A 20,453-nucleotide genomic window follows, 5' to 3' on the forward strand; every position below is an offset into this window, starting at 1 on the left:
CAGTTATGCATCCACATTAGGGGGATTCAGAGATGGCAGCATGCTTCTGGGTGAATCTTCTTTGAACTGTCCGTGCAGGCTTGTTCACCTAGTCGTAAAGAACTAAACCTTCATTCGAAGCATGCCGAAATTCGTAGGGGGTCAAGCCAAACTCGGACTTAAAACGTCGGCTGAAGTGCGTGGGATGCTGGAAACCCCAGCCAAGCGCGATCTCCGTGATCGTTCGGCCCGTCATCGCAGGATTCGAAAGATCCCGCCGACAGCGCAGCAGGCGCTGGCTTATCAGATACTGCAATGCAGTTTGCCCTTCCGATTGGAAAAGAGAATGCAGGTGCCTCAAGGAAATTTGGTGCGCAGAGGCAATGCCCTGAAGGGATAAGTCCGGATTACTCAAATGTTTATCAATGAAACGCTTGATCCGAATCAGTTGATGCCGTTCATAAAACTCGCCTCGACTGGTCGGCGGTCCGAGAGTACTGACCAGTGTGCCCATCAGCGCATCCGTTAAAGCGTCGCTGTTTTCCAGCCTGCCGGCTAAAAATTGCGGCGCCATTGATTGGATCAACGCGCACAACAATGATGCTGTGGTGGAGTCTCTGGCAAATTTGTTGTCAATGAGATGCCAGGAGCCTGGCAGCCAGTTCCTCAAACGCGCCAGAGGCATCAGCACCGAGATCTTGTGCAGCTTTTCCGTAACATCGAATGTCATTGGGCGCGTTGTATTCCATAAAATAATGTCCCCGGCCGTCAGTTCGAAGCCTTTCGAATCAATCGTGAATCTCTCTTGCCCCGAAAGAACCAGTTGCAGGATGACTGTCTCCAGGTCATCGCCGGATATTTCTTTAGCCTGGCGAGCACCACCACAGGGGTCGCAAACGCAGTTGACGACTCCGAAGTTACCAACGGAACGATGGACTACTCCCGCCGTAAAGTCATCATACGCGGCTTTCCTGGGCCTCCAAAGCCCATAAACAGTCCCCAGTTTTTCAGTCCACTCATCATAGGGAATGGCACTGCCCCCAGAGATGGGGCCTGTTACATCCTGCGTCTGTAACATCTCAGATACCTTTAGTTGTCATACTCAACTTTTTGAGTTTAGCTGGCAGCATTGATCGACGCCATCAATGCTCTGACGGAGCAAGGAACGTACTGGTTTCGGTAACCAACGCCTTCTCCCCATGCAGGGTGCTGATCTGAAAAACCATGTCGTTGGCGCCAGCATTGAGGGAGGATGCAGGCAGAGCCACGGAATAAGGAACCTCAACCTTCTCTCCGGCCTCAACTACCACGCCCAAGGGGCCTGTGGTTGACGCTCGCAAGGGATCTTCAACCTCTATGATGAGGTACTTCTGGCTGCTGTCTTTGTTCGTGAGTTTCAGCAGATAGCTGTTTTCGATCTCGCCCTCACTCGTATACCGGTACATACCCCGGTCTCTTTCAACATCGAGCGTAATCAAAGGCCTGGACACCACGCCCCATGCAAACAGCCCAATCATCACAACCAGGAAGGCGAAATACCCCACCAGTCGTGGTCTCAACAGATTTGTTTTCCCGCCCTTCAGGTCGCGTTCACTGGCGTAACGCACCAGGCCACGGGCGTATCCCATCTTGTCCATGATCGAGTCGCAGGCGTCGATGCAGGCGGCACATCCAATACACCCCATCTGCAACCCGTCCCGAATATCAATTCCTGTCGGACACACCTGCACGCACAGCTGACAATCAATGCAGTCACCCAGCTCCGCTGAAGCTGGCGTAACATCCTTTCTCCGAGAACCTCTCGGTTCACCCCGTTCAGCGTCATAGGAAATAACCAAGGAGTCTGCATCCACCATGGACGACTGGAATCTGCCGTAAGGGCACATGTGGAAACAGACTTTCTCGCGCAGCCAACCAGCATTCAGATAAGTGGCCGCCGTGAAGAACAGAACCCAGAACACGGCCCATCCTGATGCTTCCAAGACAAAAAGATCTAGGGCAAGATCGCGTATCGGTGTGAAATACCCTACAAACGTTATCGCCGTTAAGAGACTGATGAGGAGCCAGAGCCCATGTTTGGAACCGCGGCGAACGAGCTTCTTCACGCTGAGAGGCGCTGCATCAAGCTTGATCCTTTTTGATCGATCGCCCTCCGCCACTCGCTCCGCCCACAGGAAGACCCAGGTCCAGACACTCTGAGGGCACGCGTAGCCGCACCACACTCGACCCGCCAGTACCGTCAAGAAAAACAGGCCGAATGAACAGATCAAGAGAATCCCGGAGAGCAACACCAGATCTTCCGGCCAGAACGTGGCGGAAAAGATATGGAACTTCTTCTCTGAGAGATCCCAGAGGACTGCCTGTCTGCCACCCCAGTCGAGCCACGCCACACCAAAATACAGCGCAAAGAGAACAAGACCTCCGGTAATTCGCACACGACGATAGAAACCGGAGAAACTTCGGGGTTGGATTTTGTGGTCGGCCTCGAGGACTTTCGAAGTTGACTCGATTTGCTTTACAGAGATAAGGCGACTCATTTGTTGCGCACCTTGCCATCACCAGGGAATAAAAGGTGACGCGAGGTTAATGGATCGCACTTAACGGGGGCAGGACCACTTTTTTAATATTTGATAGGGACAGATGACGGAACTTCAGAACATGAGTGCGGGTAGTCTCTGCAACGCATCTGTTCGTGCTTCGTTCCACGGATGGGCAAAGCTGATTCTCAGGCAGTTCGAAAACTTTCCGGAAACCGAGAAGAGGCTACCGGGCGTTATGACAATACCCTCCTTGAGGGTTTTGGCGTAAAGGTTCAACGTGTCGATTTCTGGCGGCAGCTCCACCCACAAAGCCAATCCACCCTGAGGCGCGGTTGCTTTCAAAGGCACCGGCCAGTCCCCGAGCAAACCCACCAAATGGTCTCGCTGCTGGCGCAAGCATTGCCGATACCGTCGGAGGTGCGATGCGTAGCCGCCCTCGGCAATAAAGCTTGCCACGCCTTGCTGCAAAAACCGGCTACTGGCCAACTGAGAGGTCAATTTCAGCTGCAGTATACTTCGATGCCACCGGCCACCCGAAACCCATCCCAAACGCAGGTCTCGAGAGAGAATTTTCGAGAAAGAACTGCAATAGATGACGCGGTCATGGTCATCAATCGCCTTCAGGGAATCGGGAGTGTTAAACCATCCTGACTCGCCGTATATATCATCTTCAATGATGGCCAGATCATGTCGTTCGGCAAGCTCAAGCAACCGTCGACGGTCTTCGGAAGGCATGACAGCTCCGGTAGGAGTGGCAAAGGACGGTGAAACCACGCACGCCTTGATATCCCAGACTTGAAGGCTCTCTTCAAGCGCCCGCATGTCCATACCACTCGTTGGCGAGGCCGGTATCTCGATCACCTTGAGCTCCAGTTGTTCAAGCAACTGGAGAACCCCATAAAACCCCGGGGCTTCAACTGCAACCACGTCACCGCTCTGGCAAACCACCATCAGGGCCAGGAACAGGGACTGCTGACAACCAGCAGTAATACAGAACTGATCGGCCTCCGCCTTCCACCCTCTTTTAGCGGCTCGAAGCGCAAGCTGGGCCCTCAACGCCTGATCACCAGCCGGCTCGTCATAATATTGAAAGCTCGCAGACTGGCGACGCAGGGCCCGGCCGATCGACCGGTTCAGCTGAATTATGCCCGGTGGCGGCTCGTCGCTTTGGAGATCCGGGAGCAAATCAAAGGCAGCGCTCCGGGTCATGATGTCCTGAAAAACCTGGCTAACCGACACAGGCTTGGGTGAGGCAGGCATGGCGGCTTGCCTGGGGGGCTCGAACTCGCTTTGCCCCAACGACACAAAAAAGCCGCTTCGCTCCCGGGCCTGAATCAATCCCTGAGCCTCAAGCCGCTGAAGCGCGTGCTGTACGGTAATCTTGGAAAACCCGTAGCGGTTGCAGAGTTCTCTTATGGATGGCATTCGTTCGCCGGGCCGCCATCGACCACCCTCGATACTCTTTCGAAGAGTATTCTCAAGCGCCTGGTATTTGGGCAAATCGACTGTCATTGCCTGATCCATCTCCACACACTCAGGGATTTATTCGGAACATCGAGCGAAAGCGAACCTTACCCGATTTCCAAATAAAAAAGCCGGGCGCGGACCCGGCGAACTGAGTTTACTCTGAAAACCGCCAACAATTCACGCCAACTGGGATACCTTCTGTTTTAGCCCGTCGATCCACCTGTTGAGATCGTTCAGTGATCTGGACCCGGTCTCCTGCCCCATGAACTGATCACGTCTGAGCAGAACCAGAGTCGGTATCGCCCTGACGCCGAATTTGGCGGCGATCTCGTGCTTCTGATCCACATCCACCTTGATGACCGCGTTGTCTGGATTCAGTTCACTGAATTTTTCAAGCACGGGATTCATTACCTTGCACGGCGCGCACCAGGGTGCCCAGAAATCCAGTAGCAGCCATTCGTGTTTATTGGCGAGTTCGCCCAGTTCTTCAAAGGTATTCAGATTAATTAGCGGCATAGTCACCTCTCAAACGGGCTCTGATCAGCTTGTCGAGCGACAACAGACCAGGCCCACACATGGCCAAACCCATGAGAATCAGGCCCCAGACCACGTGATATAACTCTGCTGCTGGTGCGATCGCTTCAAGACTGATGACCGCAACAATGTTGATGACGAACAGACCCAGCGAAGACACCAGGGAAAACAGGCCAATGACCAGTAACACCGGAAAAACCAGTTCGCCAAAGGTCGCCAGGAACGCTGCGAACTCGGGGCTCAACAGCGGAACACTGTATTCTTCCTCAAACAGGAACAGGGTGGTTCCCCAGTCATCAATCTTCGTAAGGCCAGCCTTGAAAAAGACCCAGGCCACATAAAGCCGCCCCAGAAGCAACGCAATGGGTAGCAGACTGCCAACCAATCGCTGGACCGAATCGTTCAAACCGTAGAAACTGTATGCCAACGCTTTCATGTTGATCTCCTCTTAATGAATGGTTTTGGCGCCAACAATGACGCCTTTCGCGATCATGTCTTGCAGCCAATGGGTAAAGTTCGTGTCTTTCAGAACATCCTCGCCAAAGACTTCGGCAATACTCCGCTGATTTCTGATTGCCTCTAGCAACAACACATCTCTCTCTGGAATGACTTCCGCGATGCCTTTCCAACCCGCGCGATAGACCAGCGCATTCTGCCCTCGGCCCTTGGCGATCATTCTCTTCGCCTGAGCAAAACTGAGTGTGTCCTTCGGGGTCTCACTTTTGTGCGCCTCCCAGATACTGACCACTGGGTACATGGAGCGGAAAAACTGGATCCCTTTGTTAAGAATCAGAGAGCAAGACGCCAGGTCTTCTCCAATTGCGTTAAAGCTCGCGACGTTTACCTCTTCGTACTGGCTCCTCTCGACGCGTGCTACATGATTGTCGAGTCGCGCTACATCGGAGAGATAAGGAACGCGATCTGAAATCCGATGGGAGATAATCCAGCTCGGAAAGCCCCAACCGAATTCGCCCCAGTCTCCGCTCTGTTTCCGGATCATCCTGAAATAGTCGAGGGCCAGCCCTTCAAAGTCGGCAGGGCCTAGCAGTGCCCTCACGGTTGGATAACCTTGCTCGAGGGCTCGAACTGCCTTTGCCTCAACCCCAAATCGATACACCTCGGAATTGGGCTGCACCGGCGTGCTCGTGCCGCCGAACAGGAATTCGAGGAAATGAGCCTGGTAATCAGAGAGATTCATGGCTGCGCTCACTCCCCAGTACCCGGCGCTGTGCCTTTCTGGCCTTGGTAGCCTCCCCAAGAAGCTCGCGCCAGGATGGGAGATTGTTATCCCATTCAATCAACGTGGGCTTTGGGCCGATCACATTGAGCACGCGTTCGAAGGTTTGCCAGCCAGCCACGGATACCGGGCAGGCGTGGTCGTCGATCAGCAGCTCTTCTTCGCCCACGGGCGTCGAGCCCGCAAGATGAATCTCGGTAATCGCAGAGTGGTCGAGTGATCCGACATAGCGATCAACAAAATTCTCCAGATTTGAGACTTGCCCATTTCGGGCGTTCACCATCAGATTGTTGATATCGAGGATCAGTCCACACTGCGTGCGAGCTACGATTTCACCGATAAAACTCGCTTCGTCGAAATCACTCTGGTCAAACTCGATGTAGGCGCAGACATTCTCGATAGCGATCTGACGACCGAGGTACTGTTGTATGCGATCAATGTTGTTCACTGCATGCAGCAAGCTGTCTTCGGTATAGGGAATGGGTAGAAGATCACCACCGTGAAAAAGCCTTCCACCGATCCTTGCCCAGGTGAAACACAGGTGGTCCGACACGAGTACCGGATCCACCCGATCCACAAGGCGTTTCAGTTTTTTGAGATAATCGTCAGGAACAGCCTCAACCGACCCCAAACCTGCCGAGGTGCCGTGCAGGCTGATCGGCGTGCTGGCCGAGACCTCTTGTAGAAGATCGACAGAGATGCCGGCGTCTGCGAAGAAGTTCTCCGAGTGAACCTCAAGAAAATCGATTGAGGGTGCCTGCTCCAGAACGTCCTGGTAGTGCTCTGGTCGCAGCCCTACCCCAACGGCGGTGCTCTTGAGTTCCTGCTGGCTTTGGCCTGAGTCCTGACGATTACTCATGACCCTTAACCCTTGCTTTTCTCAGCAATGATTTCCAGAGCCGTTTCCTTGTCAAAACCACCCAGATCTTCACAGGTGCCCTTCTCAACAATCTTGTACTCACCCGGGTCGTTGGCGACCTTTGCCTGGCCTGCACAGGAGTGCGTTCCCGCAAGGTTCGCACAGTCGTTACCGCCAACTGGGGAAATGCCATAGCATTTTTCCTTGCCGCCTGCGTGAGCCAGTGGCGCGGACATGACGCCGGCCAGTGCAGCGGCCAGTGCCGCGCTAAAAAGAAGCTTCTGGTTCATATCGATCACCCTGAAAGTTTGATTCAGGGTCCTTGTTCTGGAAGATCAAGGACCCCGCAGTTTGCTCAGATCACTGGCAGCGCTTTACAGCTTGGCTGCTTCCACGGTTTTGATCTCCGGCCAGATGTCGTTGGCATTGGCGATGAAGCCAGGTACATCAGTGAGCCAACGCTTCTGCACATCTTTGTTCAGGTTCAGGTAGAGTTTGTTATCGACAATCCGCCAGGCCTCGGGATCAACGTCGAACTTCTTCTCCATGGTTACGCCGAATGCGCAGTAGCCGCCGTATTGGGGCGCATAGGCACTGGGGTCGGCACGGAACAGATCACGGTTCTCCGCGCTGGAGAAATGGTAAATCGCGTTCTTGTAGGTGGCGGTGTATTCGGCCGAACCTTTGGTGGCCTCTGAATCAGAGAAGTAGGCCACCGGGTCGTAACCGCTGATGGCGACATCATTGGCGTCGGCGTTCATGTCGATATCGGCAGCAAAAACACCAGAAGCCGCGCTCATGGCAGCAACAGCAACGAAGGCACGAAGTTTGTTGAAACGAGTCATTGGGTATCTCCTTTGAATGAATGATGACTACGTTTGAAACATTAAGGCCTCGGGCGGTACTGAATGCGTACGATCGTTCAAACTTCTATGCCAATTATCTGGAGTGGCTTATGGACAGGCTTTCTTACATTCTCGACCAGCTCAACGTAAACGCCGGCGTGTTCTTTCGGGGCCAGCTTTGTGGACTCGCGTCCTTTGAAGAGGAAGGAACCGGATACATCCATGTACTCCGTTCGGGGGTGCTCGATATCATGGAAGCGAACCGGGAAAAAATGACACTCACGGAGCCGACCATGATTTTCTCGGTGCGCTCCCAGCCCCATCAGCTGTTCGGCGCAAACAAGGAAGGTGCCGAGATGATTTGCGCCTCGATCAAGTTTCAGACTGGTTCCCGAAACCCGGTCCTCCAGGCGCTGCCTCCTTCCGTTGTACTTCCCCTGTCTTCCGTTCAGGGCCTTGGCTCATTCGTAGATGTGTTGTTCGCGGAAGCCGAAGCAGCCCAGGAAGGGCGGGACGCGGTTATGAACCGACTCGTTGAGGTCATTTTCGTAAATGTGCTCCGGCATATCGTTTCCGGGGGGGAAACACCCAAGGGCATGCTATCCGCGCTCGCGGACCGTCAGCTGAGCAAGGTGCTGAATTGCATCGACAGCAATCTGAATGGAGATCTTTCGGTTGATAAGCTGGCTGACGTGGCGACCATGTCCCGATCAACCTTCATACAACACTTCAAGAATGTGCTTAGCCTAGCACCTGGCGAATACGTCCAGAATGCCCGTATCTCTGCTGCCAAGAAGCTCATTCTGAAAGACAAGCCCATGTCGATTATTTGTTTCGAAGTTGGCTATGAAGACGCTTCCGGGTTCTCCAGGGCCTTCAAAAAGAATACGGGCATGACGCCCAGGGAATGGAAAAAGTTGAACGCGACAGCCGCCGAGGCTAATAACACCGAAGCTGAGGAAAACGCCAACGTGGCTTGATCGCTGTGAAACAAAAAACGGGCAAGGATTCTGAATCCTTGCCCGTTTTTCTTTTGGTGCAGCGTTTACTTCAGAACAACCTGCCCGCGGATGACCTTTTGGCCACTGTACGGGCTACTGACGGACTGGCTATAGTCGTCGATGTCTGACTTGCGGTCCGCCAGAGACGCGCTGGCGGAGGCGGAAATCAGGGCGATGGAAACAACAAGCAGTGCTTTGACAGTTACATTTTTCATGATGGGTTTCTCCAGTGGTTGATGTCTACGAGAGAAATACTAACCACCGGAGCACCCCGACAAATGGACAGGTGTTCTAGTTAATGGGCCGATTGTCCAGACCGGAATTAATCACTGTCAGTGGTCCGCAATCAAGCTCTCTGGCGGCCATGGCTTTTTCCCAACACGCCTTCGCCACTCGCTCGATCATGCTTCGAATCCAGATAATGCCGGGGTCCCGGTCGTGACGGGTATGCCATGCCAGATAGAGATTGGTCGGCTCCACCTCAATTGGCAGACTGGTAATCGAAATACCCGCGCAGAATTCACAGTCACCGGTGATGACTTCCGGAATGGTTGCAACCAGATCCGAGTTTCGGAGCAGGTTTGGAACGGCAGAAAAGTGGTTGACGGTTACCGCAACGCGTCGCTCCAGACCACGCCGGTTCAATGTATCGTCGACAACACCGTGGGCCTCACCAGACATGGTTGCCAGCAGGTGTTGGGCATTCAGAAACGAATCCAGGTCCACGGGCCGACCACTCAGGTCATGGCCGCTTCTCATGGCCAATACATAACCGGTTTCGAAGAGCCAGAGGCTTCTCAGGCTGTGATCATGCTGCTCGAAAAAGCCAATCACAAAGTCGACACTCGCTTCTCGCAGATGATTCGCTGCGGTGGCCGGCGAAAAAGGCACGGCGTGCAGATCAATTCCGGGCGCACACTGCTGCAATTCGGAGACCAGCGGTTGCCAGACCATTTCAAGTATCAGATCGGTGACCGCTATCCTGAACGTCCTGCGGGATTCGCCCGGCGTGAATCGGGTTGAGTTCACTGCATTGGACAGTTCATGGAGCGGGTTGCGGATCTGGTCCCACAGGCTTTGCGCATAGGACGTCGGCTCCACCTGCCTTCCCCGTTTAACAAATAGAGGATCCTTCCAGGCGATGCGCATTCGGGAAACTACATTCGAAACCGCAGGCTGGGTCATGCCCAGGCGGTCCGCCGCTCGTGTAATGGAGCCTTCAGTCATGATGGCGCTGAAGACATGCAACAAGTTGAGTTCCTGATTTTTCATGGTGCCTCGCTTGTGTTTAAAGAGGACATCGGAGAGAACGTGATACCTGTTTCTCAGACGCCCTGGAGGCCCGACTGTTACTGAAACCAAGCAAGATTCCCTGAACTCATTTGGTTCGATTGACTGGACATCACGGGCACTTCCACCTAGCATCATGCATATACACTTAAACACAGGGAAACCCATCGTGTCCGGGCACTCATTAGACCAGGAAACAACGCCTCTTTACGTTGCCAGAACCTGCGCCGCTCTCTACTCCCGCGTGTTTTCCAGGCTGGTAACCCGTCATTACAACCATCATCTTTCGGACACCGGCCTCAGGATTACGCAGTTCTCTATTCTGAATGCCATCAAACTGTCGCCGCCAAACTCTATTAACGAGTTGGCTGAGCTCCTCGGAATGGAGCGCACATCCCTTCAGCGCACGGTTGAAAAACTAATCGCCAAGGGATTTCTGCAATCCCAGCCTACAGGGCATAAGCGTTCACTGGGGCTTTCATTGACGACGGAGGGCGAAGACATTTACGTGCAGGCACTGGCCAGGTGGGAGGAAGCTCACGATGAGTTCACCAACATGGTGGGTGCAGATGACTGGTCAGAGACCGTGGGAAAGCTCCGGCGCTACAGCAGTAAACTCCAGTCGACCCTCTGACACCTCTACAGCCTCAATCACGCATGGCCTCGAGCAGGGCTTCGACCTCTGATTGAGTATAGCGAGGGGTAATATGCTGCGGACAATTCCAGTCAAAGGCTTCAACTCGAATGATCATGCCCTTCTCTACCTGGGCGTTATAATCGCCATCCTGCAATTGCTCAAGAATCTCAGGCTGGTCTGAGCCGACCAGTGCCATCCGCCCGAGCAGTTTCAGCCGCCTTCTGTTTGGGTAGTCCATCAGGAACAGAGCGACTCGGTCATTGGTAAGCACGTTGCCCGTGGTGATGTATTGGCGATTGCCGGAGTAATCGGCAAAGCCGATTGTCGATTGATCTATCACTTTCAAAAAACCGGCCGGTCCTCCCCGGTGCTGAATGTAGGGCCAACCGGTTTCGCTGACACTGGCAATGTAAAAGCTGTCACGGGCCTCGATGAATCCACGCTCGCGGTCTCTCAGCAGATTGTTGCGGTCAGGCCCGGACTCAATGGATGAATACCCTGAACGGCTGCCCATCTTTTCCTGGACCTGCTTTACCATTCTGGTGAACGCGATTTCGGCAAACTTGTGCGCCATGGCGGGCTCCCGAGGTTCTAAAAAATGATATCCCATTTGCTATCAGTAACCCGACTGGCCCAGGTGTTACATCGCGCCTCCTTTTTTAAAAAGGGGGCTTGGCTTTTTCTGAGGTTTCATCCGAGCGCCTTTTCCACCGACTCCAGAAAGCCAATCATATCCACCACCTGTTCAGAATCCGGATCAACGGTTTTACCCTTCAAATCGGCAGTAACAATTCCGCTGTCGACGGTATCCGTTAACGCGGCCTTCAATTGAACGGCGTACTGGCTCAAAGGTTCGTTACCCTCTCGCTCACCGACAGTTTCCAGGGCGTTGGCCAGCGCGAAGATCAACGCAGATGGATTGAAGTGGGCGATCTTTCCGTCACTCTCAAGATACTTCAGGTAAAGATCATGTGCCGTGCCATGGGGCGCCTCGAACAACATGGTGCCGTCCTTGCTCTCGATGATGGAACTGGCGGTCGCCAGGCTGCCGCCGAGCGCCGCTGAGATGTCCGAGAAGATGTCCCCATCCAGGTTCTGGGACGGATACAGCGCATTTCTGGGAGGATCGGTGATCATCTTCTTGAGCTGGCTCGAAGGCCGCATGATCATAAACGATGGTGGCGGCGTGTCCTCACTGGCCAACTCGCGGCGCACTTCGGTAATCACATCGCTGTAGACTTCGTCGTACTCCATGTACTCGCGCTTTAGACCAAAATACACCTCCTTGTCCTTGCGCGAGGCATCCCGGAACACTTGCAGAACCCAGTCCTTGATGGCCTCGCGGTCATTAGACATGAGAAGCATCGGATCGCCTTTTCTGACCCGGCGGGCATGCTTCTCGTCACCGTCGACGATCACCTTGAGAATGCCATCTTCCTTTGCCGCCATGTTGAAGCTGCCGTACTGGTCGCCGCCCCCGGCACTCATGCGAGAAATTGACACATGAGCACCCCGGCCCGGAATACCAAATTCCTTGAGTTGGTTCACCAGCTTGAGCAATTTACGCCCGGTGGTGTTGTCCGGAACGCCCCACAGCGCTCGCTTCGGTGGGTTGGAAACAATTCGTGCAGCCTGGGCATCAATCAGCTCGTAGAAGTACTTCAGACCCAGATCCTCGATCTGCTTCTTGTAGTCACTGTGGTAGATGTCCTCGATCGCTGCTCTCATGGCGCCGTCGTAGCCGGGGATCACGGTGTCTTTCAGGCCCAGGTAGACATCCCGTTTCTCGGCAATAGCTCGCTGGAAGAAGCGATGTGCCCAGGCTTTAACGTCCTCCAGGTCATTGGTTGCCAACAGCCAGGGATCGCCCTTGCGAATCTCTCGGCGATGCAGCTCTACAGGGTCTCCACTACTCCCGACAAACATCAGCTTGACCACACCGGTTGCCATGGATAGCTGGTTAAAACTGTCCTTGATGCCACCGAATTCCATGGTATCCACCTCAATGTCGCGCCCTACCCATTCCGGACGGCGAATGTTGAGGTTACGGAACTTGATGTCTTCCCGGGTTATATTGCCACTGATGCCCTTCCGGATAGCGCCGTTTGGCGATTTGGTCGCCAGCGGGTGCAGGTTGTTGCCGTCCACATCCGGATGCTTACGGAGCAAGTCCTCGAGCTGCTGCCGGTTAACGGTCATGCCGGCATTTTTGACTCCCACACCATGACGTTGGAGGGCATCAATGGCATCGATGACTACCTGGCCATTGGTCAACAGTCGGTTTTCCGCAGACAGGTCGATTTCTTCAAGCTGAATATCAAGCCGTGAATTCACGAACTTCTTCAGAATATGGTCAAACGCAACCTGGGCCATTTCGTCGCCGTGGAGGATCACAAGAGGCGAGGTGACACTGATTCTGCTGTCCATGGAAATCTCCCTGTTATTTGTTGGCCTGTTCAGTCCTGCTGTGATGCCGACGGCTTGATACCCAACCGCTCATTGACCAAATCCCGGATCTCCCGGTATCGGTCGGGATTCTTCGCTAGCGCCTCCAGGTTATCTTCGGGGAATATTTCTTTCTTCTTCTTTTCCGCTTGCTCACTGGTAAAAATAGACGGCAAAAGCTGTTCCAGGCAACGCAGCATGACCTCCGGCGACACCGAAGCACCCGGGGATGCGCCGAGTAAGGTACCGTAGGTCTTGTCACTGGATACCAGGATCTCGGTGCCCATCTGCAGGTCCCCATCCCGGATGATCTGTACCCGCTGGCCAGCCTCAACCGCTTTCCAGTTGAACTTCTTACTCATGCCCGGAGCGAAGCTGTCCAGCTCTTCGAACATGCTCTTTTCGCCCTTGAAGGTCTCTGAAACCAGATATTTGACCAGAGGGAAGTGCTCCAGGGCGACGTTCAGCAGGCTCGGAATATCGTGGAGGCGCATTGAGCGAAGGTAGTCGAGGAACCCCCGCCCTCTTTCCAGTACCGGTTTGAACGAGGCGAACGGGCCAAACAGAAGGTAATACTTTCCGTCTGATACCCGCAGATCGAGGTGCGGAACGGACATCGGCGGTGCACCCACCTTTGCCTTACCGTAGGTTTTGGCCCTGTATTGCTTGGCCTGTTCGGCGGTGATCTCGGCCTGCAGGAAACGCCCGCCAACGGGAAAACCGGTGAAACGACGGGCAAAAGGCAGATGGCTCTTTTTCAGGATCGGGAATGCACCACCGCCCGCACCGACGAACAGAACATCCGCCTTGTACTGTCGATCACCTCCCCTGTTCTGGGTTTCCACAAGCCAGCTACCGGCCGGGCTGCGATGTACGCGCTTCACGTGGGTGCCGTATTCAATCTTTACGCCGAGGTCGTCAACGGCGTGCCGGGCCATTTGCTCTGTCAGCGCACCAAAGTTGACGTCCGTGCCGGTTTCGATAACCGTCGCCGCCATCTTCTCATGGCGCGGCCGCTCCTCCATGGTGTAGGGAATCCAGCTCTTGATCTCGTCGAAGTCTTCTGAATAGCGCATCTGCTCAAAGAAATGATGCGCCGACATCTCCTTGAAGCGGAGTTTCAGTTCCTGAATCGACGGTTCCGAGACGATGGTGCAGTGCTTGGTCTGGTTGATGAAGGATTTGGGATCCTTGATAGCGCCCTTCTGGATCAGATAGGCCCAGAACTGCTTGGCCACGTTAAACTGGGCGTGAATCTTTACCGCCTTTTCGACCGAAATGACCTCTTCGTCCACCGGTGTGTAGTTCAGCTCACAGTTCGCCTCGTGCCCGGTACCTGCGTTATTGAACACCCAGGAATTCCCGGCCCCGGGGCCGTCCAGTCTTTCCAGAATGGTGATATCCAGTTCCGGCGCCAACTCTTTCGCCAGGGTGGCGAAAGTGGTGCCCATTATTCCTGCGCCGATAATGATTACGTTCATTAAAACCTGCCCGCGTGAGTCAAATGGCTGAATCCGTTGAAAGTGTATACCTTGACGGTAGCACGCTTCGCCAGGCGCGGAAAACGCGGAGACAGCGGTTACTCATCACTTAAAATCTCTCAACGGGGGTCTACCCCTGTCCAGCAGTTTACGTTAAGGTAAACATCACCTGGCACGAATCACACCAGATTCTGCCAGGCTGTCTACAATGACATTAACTACACTCCCACAAGGAGTGTTTGTTCCTCAGGCCACTACCCCAGGAAGAGGATTATGACAACAACAAAGTCCAAAGTTGTGTATTCCCCAGTGTTTACCGACGGTGCGGAATTCCGTATTCCCACGTTCAGGCTTCTGAAACAGGACGGCAAGCTCTACAAGAGCGCCAAGGCTCCTGATCTCGACAAAGACAAGGCCCTTCGTATCTATCGGGCCATGGTTACCACCCGAATTCTTGATGAACGCATGCTTGCCGCCCAACGGCAGGGCCGCCTGAGCTTTTACATGCAGTGCACCGGTGAAGAAGCGGCCGTAATTGGCAGCGCGGCGGCGCTGGATGATGGCGACATGATTATGGCGCAGTATCGGGAGCAAGGTGCCCTCGCCTACCGCGGTTTTACCATCGACGAATTCATGAACCAGCTGTTCGGCAATGAGATGGACTATGGCAAGGGTCGCCAGATGCCGGTCCATTATGGCTCGAAAAAGCTGAACTACATGACCATCTCTTCACCGCTGGCCACCCAGATTCCCCAGGCCACGGGCTATGCTTACGGTCAGAAACTTCGCGGCGAAGGTCATTGCACCATTACCTATTTTGGCGAAGGCGCCGCTTCCGAGGGCGATTTCCACGCGGCCCTGAACATGGCTGCGGTTCATCGGGTGCCCGTGATCTTCCTGTGCCGGAACAACGGTTACGCTATTTCCACACCGGCCGCCGAACAGTTTGCAGCCGACGGCGTTGCACCCCGGGCCTACGGTTACAAGATGGATGTGATCCGGGTGGACGGTAACGACATTCTGGCGATGTATCAGGCCACTCAAGAGGCCCGCAAGCTGGCCGTAGAACACAACCGTCCTGTATTGATCGAGGCCATGAGTTATCGCCTGGCGGCCCACTCTTCATCAGACGACCCGTCCGGCTACCGGAGTAAGGATGAAGAGGCAGTATGGCGGGAAAAAGATCCGATACTGCGCATGCGTCTGTGGCTGGAAAGCAAGAAGTGGTGGAGTGAGGACGACGAAAAGCAGCTGCAGGAGAACATGCGCCGGGAAGTGCTCGAAACCATGAAACGGGCGCAGAAACGGCCGCCACCACCGCTTGAATCATTGGTCAGTGATGTCTATGACGAAGTCCCGCCGGCGCTGGCTGAGCAGTTCGACAAACTGAAGGCGCATATTCGCCGGTATCCGGACGAGTACCCGAAGAGTGCCAAACACGCCAAGGGAGGAGCATAAGATGACGAAGATGAATATGCTCCAGGCCATCAACAACGCCCTGGACACCGCCATGGCGGAAGACGAGCGAGTACTGTGTTTCGGTGAGGACGTGGGTGTCTTTGGCGGCGTTTTCCGTGCCACCAGCAACCTGCAACAGAAGTACGGCAAGGCCCGTTGCTTCAACACGCCCCTGGTAGAGCAAGGCATCATCGGGTTTGCCAACGGTCTGGCGGCACAGGGCTCTGTTCCCGTAGCCGAGATCCAGTTCGCCGACTACATCTTCCCGGCGTTTGATCAGATCGTGAACGAATCCGCCAAGTTCCGCTACCGCTCGGGCAACCTGTTCAACGTGGGCGGGTTAACCATTCGCGCCCCCTACGGCGGCGGCATTGCCGGCGGCCTGTACCACTCCCAGTCACCGGAGGCCTACTTTGCCCACACGCCGGGCCTGAAAATCGTGGTACCACGCAACCCGCATCAGGCCAAAGGGCTATTGCTGGCCGCTATCCACGATCCCAACCCGACCCTGTTCTTCGAGCCCAAGCGGCTTTACCGGGCCTCGGTGGGTGAAGTACCCGACGAGGACTACCGCCTGCCCCTGGGTGAAGCCGAAGTCACCAAGGAAGGCACGGATGTGACGGTTCTGGGCTGGGGCGCCCAGATGGAAGTTATCGATCAGGCCGTAGAACGGGCCGAGAAGGATGGTATTTCCTGTGAGGTCATCGACCTGAGGACCATCTTGCCCTGGGATGTGGAAACCGTGGCCAACTCCGTGTTCAAGACCGGAAGGCTGGTGGTCACCCACGAAGCTCCCCTGACCGGCGGCTTCGCCGGTGAAATCGCTGCCACGATTCAGGAGCGCTGTTTCCTGTATCTGGAATCTCCGATCGCTCGGGTAACCGGGATGGACACCCCGTTCCCGCTGGTGCTGGAAAAAGAGCACCTGCCCAATCACCTGAAGGTCTACGAGGCCATCAGGGCGAGCGTTGAATTCTAAGCTGATATCAGGACAGGAGAGCGACTATGAGTGATTTTATTCTGCCCGATATCGGCGAAGGTATCGTGGAATGTGAACTGGTCAAATGGCTGGTCAGTGAAGGCGATTTGATCGAAGAAGATCAGCCGGTCGCCGAGGTAATGACTGACAAGGCCCTGGTGGAAATTCCGGCGCCCTACAAGGGCCGGGTAACACGCCTTTACTATAAGGAAGGCGATATCGCCAAGGTTCATGCCCCGCTGTTTGAACTGGTGGATGAGAGCGAAAGTGGTCGCCAAGCACCGGCTGCCAGCTCTCCAGAGCCTGCGGAGCCAAAGGCTGCTGCCCCCGCGGCTGAAAAGCAATCTACCTCCGACACCGAGTCCGGAGATAATGCCACCGAGGACTTTATCCTGCCGGATATCGGCGAAGGGATTGTCGAGTGCGAGGTGGTGGAATGGCGCGTCGCCGAAGGTGATGAGATTGAGGAAGACCAGCCTGTCGTGGACGTTATGACCGACAAGGCCATGGTCGAAATTACTGCTCCCAAAGCCGGGCGGGTAACCAAGCTTTATCACCAACAGCAGGCGATGGCCAAAGTTCATGCGCCCCTGTTCGCGTTCATTCCCCGTGACCGGGAAGAGCCGGATGAGTCCAGAGCCAAACCGGAGCCCGCTGCGCAACTCTCAACCGCAACGGCCTCACCGGTTGCTACGGCGAGCCGACAGCGTATTCCGGCCAGCCCGGCTGTCCGTCGCTTGGTTCGGGAGCACGAGCTCAACCTCTCGGATATCGAGGGATCGGGCAAGGATGGTCGTGTCCTGAAAGCCGATGTACTGGCCCATATCGAGGAAGGTCCCAGGCAGGAACAGGCTCCAAGCCCCGCCGAGGAAACTCAAACTCCCAAAACTGGGAGTTCCCGCAGGGCACCTGTCGGCGAACAGGAAGTACGAGTCGAACCTATCCGCGGCATCAAAGCTGCGATGGCGAAAAGCATGGTCAAATCGGCCACCACCATTCCTCACTTTATCTACAGCGAGGATATTGATGTCACCGATCTGCTCAAGCTACGGGAACAACTGAAACCGGAGGCAGAAGCACGGGGTTCGAGACTGACGCTCATGCCCTTCTTCATGAAGGCCATGGCCCTGGCGATCCAGGAATTCCCGGTGCTCAACAGCCAGCTCAACGATGACGTCACGGAGATTCACTACCTGCCCCAGTGCAATATCGGTATGGCGGTGGATGGCAAAGCGGGCCTGACGGTGCCGAACATCAAAGGCGTGGAAAGCCTCTCGTTGTTGGGGATTGCCGACGAGGTAGCGCGCCTGACCGATGCGGCCCGATCCGGCCGAGTCAGCCAGGAAGACCTCAAGGGCGGCACCATCACCATCTCCAACATTGGCGCACTGGGTGGCACCTACGCCGCACCCATTATCAATGCACCCGAAGTGGCTATTGTGGCCCTGGGACGCACCCAGAAACTGCCCCGGTTTGACGCCAACGGCCAGGTGGTGGAACGGGCCATCATGACGGTGAGCTGGGCCGGCGATCATCGCATTATCGACGGCGGCACCATCGCCCGCTTCTGCAATCGCTGGAAAGGCTACCTGGAATCGCCCCAAACCATGCTGCTGCACATGGGCTGACGGTTTATCATGGCGCAGAAGACTCAACTGCAGCAGTTCTACATCCCCGAAGAGCAGTCGATCTATCTGCTCAGCCATGATGATGCCAAGAAGCTCAAGGACTGGGTGGCGCTTTGCGCCGCCCAGCTCCGCCAACTCGGCTATCAGGACATCGAATTGATTGGTAAGGGCGCTTACGGCTTTGTCTTTGCCGGCCGCCTGCCGGGCACGGCCATCGGCGGCCCGGAACATGTGTTCAAATTCACCCGCATCAACCTGCCCAGACATCTGCAGGACCGGCTTGAAGACGAAGCGTACATTCTTGAGCAGGTCCGTCACCCCAGGGTGCCGCGGCTGATTTCCTACCAGCGAGCCAATAACCAACCGATTCTGGTAATGGAACGGGCTGCCGGGTTGAATCTGGAAGAGGTATCCCTGCGTGATGGCCGCCTGAAGCCACGACTCATTATCCGCATTGCCGACCAGCTTGCCGACATCCTGCGCAACCTGCGCCGGGAAAACGGCCCTGCCGGAAGACCGATCGTTCACGGTGATATCAAGCCCTCCAATCTGGTGTTCGACGCCAGTACCGAAAACATCGCGCTAATTGACTGGGGCTCCTCGGTGTTTGCCCAGCTGGACGCTAACCAGCAGTTCATTACCGCCAACGTGATGGAGCTGATGTCCGACAACCTGCAGCAAACCAACGCGCGGCTAGGCGATGTCTATTTTATTGGTGAGGAACAGCTCAACGGCGGCCTGTCTTCGCCGCGGTTTGACGAACAGGGTGCGGCCGGCACGCTCTATGCCCTCGCTTCGGCGCAATCCTGCCGTTTTGGTCACCGGGCGATCCCGGCTACCTCTCTGGGGCTGCCCATGGAATTTGCCAGGATGCTCGATGGCATGCTGTCGCCGGATCCTGACACGCGGCGCAAAGCCGGTGATTACTACCTCAGGGAAATGCCGCGGATGGCTCGCACGGTGATGATCGATCTGCCCGAAAAGCCGGTCGCGGCCCAGGTACCGGTTTGGGTTCGAGCCTCGGACCAGGAAATCGACACCGTGGTTTACAGTTCCCGCAAATCCTTCCTCCGGGAAGAGGGAGCGCCGGAAACCCTCAACGACGTTAACGACGTTCAGCTCGACCGCTACTACAAGAACTTCATGCAGGGCATGGGCGAAACCGAGAAAGCCTTTCTGGCGGCCGTCAGCCGCCTGGGGCGCTATCCGGTGGAAGGTGGTCTGGCCGTGCGTTGGGAAACCGATGGAATCTACATCGACACGTCGCTGAACTTGCACGATCCGGCACTGAAGTCAGCATTTGTTCAGGCGGTCAACAACATGGTTTACCTCGCCCAGGCCATTTACCGACAAGGTATTTTCAAAAGCTGCCTGTTTAACGCCCGGAACACTCTGCACATCGACCGTGACGAGCCGGATCAACCCTTTCTCCTGTCACCGGGAATGAAACTGCATTACGAGGTCAGCGCTGCGCCGGAGGTGGAGGATGAAAGCCGCGTGCATTCCTACTTCGAGGACGGCCCCGATCCGGAGGAGTTTCTGGTTCTGCCTGATATCATAATCCACGCTTTGGAGGCCCTGAACGACATCCACCACACCGGCATGATTATCTTCGAAGCCCTGCCCCGGCATCTAAAGATTCACAGCCACTACCGGCTGCTGGATCCCGACCGGGAAGCGGAGTTTACTCGGCTATTGGATGAAATTCTTTCCGCTGTCGAACAGATCACCGGGCTCGGAGTTTCCGGATATATGAAGATGCCCTACAAGGACACGCGCTTTTTCCCGCATATCGAGCGTTTGCCCGACCGGTATTACCCGCGCAACCCCAGGTCCGAGCACGCTTAGACGCCAGGCCGATCCCATCCGTTTTGTCCGCTGTTTCGGACGCTTTGTCCGGTAAAGCCGACAATTTCAATCAGGAAACTCCCGAGATGTCCCAGCCACAGGACACTTCATTTCCAAAATCAGTGAACGAAACCGCTCAAGGCTCCTGAAAACACGTAAAAACAATGACTTGGCAACTGGCATGGTTCCTGTATCAGAACCGGATATAACGATAAAAACTGCCTG

At 55.2% G+C, this 20,453-nt stretch carries 20 protein-coding genes; 6 read left to right on the top strand and 14 right to left on the bottom strand.

The features are described 5' to 3' along the window. Positions 1-88 precede the first annotated feature (88 nt). From GJU83_RS14510 to GJU83_RS14550, 9 genes are all read right to left on the bottom strand, one after another. Positions 89-1,057 (bottom strand): helix-turn-helix domain-containing protein, encoded by a 969-nt coding sequence (locus tag GJU83_RS14510; protein ID WP_069185242.1) that lies wholly within the window; start codon positions 1,055-1,057, stop codon positions 89-91. 64 nt (positions 1,058-1,121) lie between these two features. Continuing rightward, entirely contained in the window at positions 1,122-2,516 is a 1,395-nt protein-coding gene (ccoG, locus tag GJU83_RS14515) for a cytochrome c oxidase accessory protein CcoG (RefSeq protein ID WP_069185243.1), read from the bottom strand. A gap of 114 nt (positions 2,517-2,630) precedes the next feature. Then, the gene (locus tag GJU83_RS14520; protein ID WP_069185301.1) at positions 2,631-4,031 is read right to left on the bottom strand and encodes an aminotransferase-like domain-containing protein; all 1,401 of its coding nucleotides are present in this window, start codon (positions 4,029-4,031) and stop codon (positions 2,631-2,633) included. Between the two features lie 132 nt (positions 4,032-4,163). After that, on the bottom strand, positions 4,164-4,502 hold the full coding sequence (locus tag GJU83_RS14525) for a thioredoxin family protein (RefSeq protein WP_069185244.1): 339 nt from the start codon (positions 4,500-4,502) through the stop codon (positions 4,164-4,166). Next, positions 4,489-4,956, bottom strand: coding sequence for a DoxX family protein (locus GJU83_RS14530; RefSeq protein WP_069185245.1), 468 nt, complete (start codon positions 4,954-4,956; stop codon positions 4,489-4,491). The genes GJU83_RS14525 and GJU83_RS14530 overlap by 14 nt, the downstream gene beginning before the upstream one ends. Positions 4,957-4,968: 12 nt before the next feature. Then, entirely contained in the window at positions 4,969-5,718 is a 750-nt protein-coding gene (locus tag GJU83_RS14535; protein ID WP_069185246.1) for an HvfC/BufC N-terminal domain-containing protein, read from the bottom strand. Continuing rightward, the gene (locus GJU83_RS14540) at positions 5,705-6,616 is read right to left on the bottom strand and encodes an MbnB/TglH/ChrH family RiPP precursor modification enzyme (protein ID WP_069185247.1); all 912 of its coding nucleotides are present in this window, start codon (positions 6,614-6,616) and stop codon (positions 5,705-5,707) included. The genes GJU83_RS14535 and GJU83_RS14540 overlap by 14 nt, the downstream gene beginning before the upstream one ends. 5 nt (positions 6,617-6,621) lie before the next feature. Next, entirely contained in the window at positions 6,622-6,906 is a 285-nt protein-coding gene (locus GJU83_RS14545; protein WP_069185248.1) for a BufA1 family periplasmic bufferin-type metallophore, read from the bottom strand. Between the two features lie 84 nt (positions 6,907-6,990). Next, positions 6,991-7,461: a YHS domain-containing (seleno)protein gene (locus GJU83_RS14550; protein WP_069185249.1), complete on the bottom strand. Its 471-nt coding sequence runs from the start codon at positions 7,459-7,461 to the stop codon at positions 6,991-6,993. Between the two features lie 110 nt (positions 7,462-7,571). Between GJU83_RS14550 and GJU83_RS14555 the strand changes: the two genes are divergently transcribed. Beyond that, positions 7,572-8,441 (top strand): AraC family transcriptional regulator, encoded by an 870-nt coding sequence (locus tag GJU83_RS14555; RefSeq protein ID WP_069185250.1) that lies wholly within the window; start codon positions 7,572-7,574, stop codon positions 8,439-8,441. Between the two features lie 65 nt (positions 8,442-8,506). On the opposite strand, the gene GJU83_RS18975 is transcribed toward GJU83_RS14555, so the two are convergent. Next, complete coding sequence (locus tag GJU83_RS18975) at positions 8,507-8,677, bottom strand: hypothetical protein (protein ID WP_167352732.1); 171 nt, start codon at positions 8,675-8,677, stop codon at positions 8,507-8,509. Positions 8,678-8,753: 76 nt separating this feature from the next. Further along, positions 8,754-9,734, bottom strand: coding sequence for a LysR family transcriptional regulator (locus GJU83_RS14560; RefSeq protein WP_069185251.1), 981 nt, complete (start codon positions 9,732-9,734; stop codon positions 8,754-8,756). 187 nt (positions 9,735-9,921) lie between these two features. On the opposite strand from GJU83_RS14560, the gene GJU83_RS14565 reads away from it, so the two are divergent. Beyond that, positions 9,922-10,386, top strand: a complete 465-nt coding sequence (locus GJU83_RS14565) for a MarR family winged helix-turn-helix transcriptional regulator (protein WP_069185252.1) — start codon at positions 9,922-9,924, stop codon at positions 10,384-10,386. Positions 10,387-10,399: 13 nt separating this feature from the next. Here the strand turns inward: GJU83_RS14565 and GJU83_RS14570 are convergent, their stop codons facing one another. From GJU83_RS14570 to GJU83_RS14580, 3 genes are all read right to left on the bottom strand, one after another. Continuing rightward, positions 10,400-10,963 carry a pyridoxamine 5'-phosphate oxidase family protein gene (locus GJU83_RS14570; protein ID WP_069185253.1) on the bottom strand — a complete coding sequence of 188 codons (564 nt, stop codon included), beginning with the start codon at positions 10,961-10,963 and terminating at the stop codon, positions 10,400-10,402. Positions 10,964-11,079: 116 nt separating this feature from the next. Then, positions 11,080-12,816, bottom strand: a complete 1,737-nt coding sequence (locus GJU83_RS14575) for an isocitrate/isopropylmalate family dehydrogenase (protein ID WP_069185254.1) — start codon at positions 12,814-12,816, stop codon at positions 11,080-11,082. Between the two features lie 29 nt (positions 12,817-12,845). Then, the gene (locus GJU83_RS14580; RefSeq protein WP_069185255.1) at positions 12,846-14,315 is read right to left on the bottom strand and encodes a malate:quinone oxidoreductase; all 1,470 of its coding nucleotides are present in this window, start codon (positions 14,313-14,315) and stop codon (positions 12,846-12,848) included. 273 nt (positions 14,316-14,588) lie between these two features. On the opposite strand from GJU83_RS14580, the gene GJU83_RS14585 reads away from it, so the two are divergent. The 4 genes from GJU83_RS14585 to GJU83_RS14600 are packed head-to-tail and all read left to right on the top strand — an operon-like array spanning position 14,589 to position 20,228. Further along, the gene (locus GJU83_RS14585; RefSeq protein ID WP_153634628.1) at positions 14,589-15,773 is read left to right on the top strand and encodes a thiamine pyrophosphate-dependent dehydrogenase E1 component subunit alpha; all 1,185 of its coding nucleotides are present in this window, start codon (positions 14,589-14,591) and stop codon (positions 15,771-15,773) included. 1 nt (position 15,774) lies between these two features. Further along, positions 15,775-16,752: an alpha-ketoacid dehydrogenase subunit beta gene (locus GJU83_RS14590; protein ID WP_069185257.1), complete on the top strand. Its 978-nt coding sequence runs from the start codon at positions 15,775-15,777 to the stop codon at positions 16,750-16,752. Positions 16,753-16,778: 26 nt separating this feature from the next. Then, on the top strand, positions 16,779-18,380 hold the full coding sequence (locus GJU83_RS14595; RefSeq protein WP_069185258.1) for a dihydrolipoyllysine-residue acetyltransferase: 1,602 nt from the start codon (positions 16,779-16,781) through the stop codon (positions 18,378-18,380). A 9-nt stretch (positions 18,381-18,389) separates the two neighbouring features. Next, positions 18,390-20,228 (top strand): protein kinase domain-containing protein, encoded by a 1,839-nt coding sequence (locus tag GJU83_RS14600; protein WP_069185259.1) that lies wholly within the window; start codon positions 18,390-18,392, stop codon positions 20,226-20,228. Positions 20,229-20,453: the final 225 nt, after the last annotated feature.

The organism is Marinobacter salsuginis, assembly GCF_009617755.1.
GTDB lineage: Bacteria > Pseudomonadota > Gammaproteobacteria > Pseudomonadales > Oleiphilaceae > Marinobacter > Marinobacter salsuginis.

Bases quoted from the DNA above. Each gene is read 5' to 3' on its own strand.
- GJU83_RS14510 (WP_069185242.1), bottom strand. From the start codon at position 1,057: ATGTTACAGACGCAGGATGTAACAGGCCCCATCTCTGGGGGCAGTGCC.
- ccoG (WP_069185243.1), bottom strand. From the start codon at position 2,516: ATGAGTCGCCTTATCTCTGTAAAGCAAATCGAGTCAACTTCGAAAGTC.
- GJU83_RS14520 (WP_069185301.1), bottom strand. From the start codon at position 4,031: ATGACAGTCGATTTGCCCAAATACCAGGCGCTTGAGAATACTCTTCGA.
- GJU83_RS14525 (WP_069185244.1), bottom strand. From the start codon at position 4,502: ATGCCGCTAATTAATCTGAATACCTTTGAAGAACTGGGCGAACTCGCC.
- GJU83_RS14530 (WP_069185245.1), bottom strand. From the start codon at position 4,956: ATGAAAGCGTTGGCATACAGTTTCTACGGTTTGAACGATTCGGTCCAG.
- GJU83_RS14535 (WP_069185246.1), bottom strand. From the start codon at position 5,718: ATGAATCTCTCTGATTACCAGGCTCATTTCCTCGAATTCCTGTTCGGC.
- GJU83_RS14540 (WP_069185247.1), bottom strand. From the start codon at position 6,616: ATGAGTAATCGTCAGGACTCAGGCCAAAGCCAGCAGGAACTCAAGAGC.
- GJU83_RS14545 (WP_069185248.1), bottom strand. From the start codon at position 6,906: ATGAACCAGAAGCTTCTTTTTAGCGCGGCACTGGCCGCTGCACTGGCC.
- GJU83_RS14550 (WP_069185249.1), bottom strand. From the start codon at position 7,461: ATGACTCGTTTCAACAAACTTCGTGCCTTCGTTGCTGTTGCTGCCATG.
- GJU83_RS14555 (WP_069185250.1), top strand. From the start codon at position 7,572: ATGGACAGGCTTTCTTACATTCTCGACCAGCTCAACGTAAACGCCGGC.
- GJU83_RS18975 (WP_167352732.1), bottom strand. From the start codon at position 8,677: ATGAAAAATGTAACTGTCAAAGCACTGCTTGTTGTTTCCATCGCCCTG.
- GJU83_RS14560 (WP_069185251.1), bottom strand. From the start codon at position 9,734: ATGAAAAATCAGGAACTCAACTTGTTGCATGTCTTCAGCGCCATCATG.
- GJU83_RS14570 (WP_069185253.1), bottom strand. From the start codon at position 10,963: ATGGCGCACAAGTTTGCCGAAATCGCGTTCACCAGAATGGTAAAGCAG.
- GJU83_RS14575 (WP_069185254.1), bottom strand. From the start codon at position 12,816: ATGGACAGCAGAATCAGTGTCACCTCGCCTCTTGTGATCCTCCACGGC.
- GJU83_RS14580 (WP_069185255.1), bottom strand. From the start codon at position 14,315: ATGAACGTAATCATTATCGGCGCAGGAATAATGGGCACCACTTTCGCC.
- GJU83_RS14585 (WP_153634628.1), top strand. From the start codon at position 14,589: ATGACAACAACAAAGTCCAAAGTTGTGTATTCCCCAGTGTTTACCGAC.
- GJU83_RS14590 (WP_069185257.1), top strand. From the start codon at position 15,775: ATGACGAAGATGAATATGCTCCAGGCCATCAACAACGCCCTGGACACC.
- GJU83_RS14595 (WP_069185258.1), top strand. From the start codon at position 16,779: ATGAGTGATTTTATTCTGCCCGATATCGGCGAAGGTATCGTGGAATGT.
- GJU83_RS14600 (WP_069185259.1), top strand. From the start codon at position 18,390: ATGGCGCAGAAGACTCAACTGCAGCAGTTCTACATCCCCGAAGAGCAG.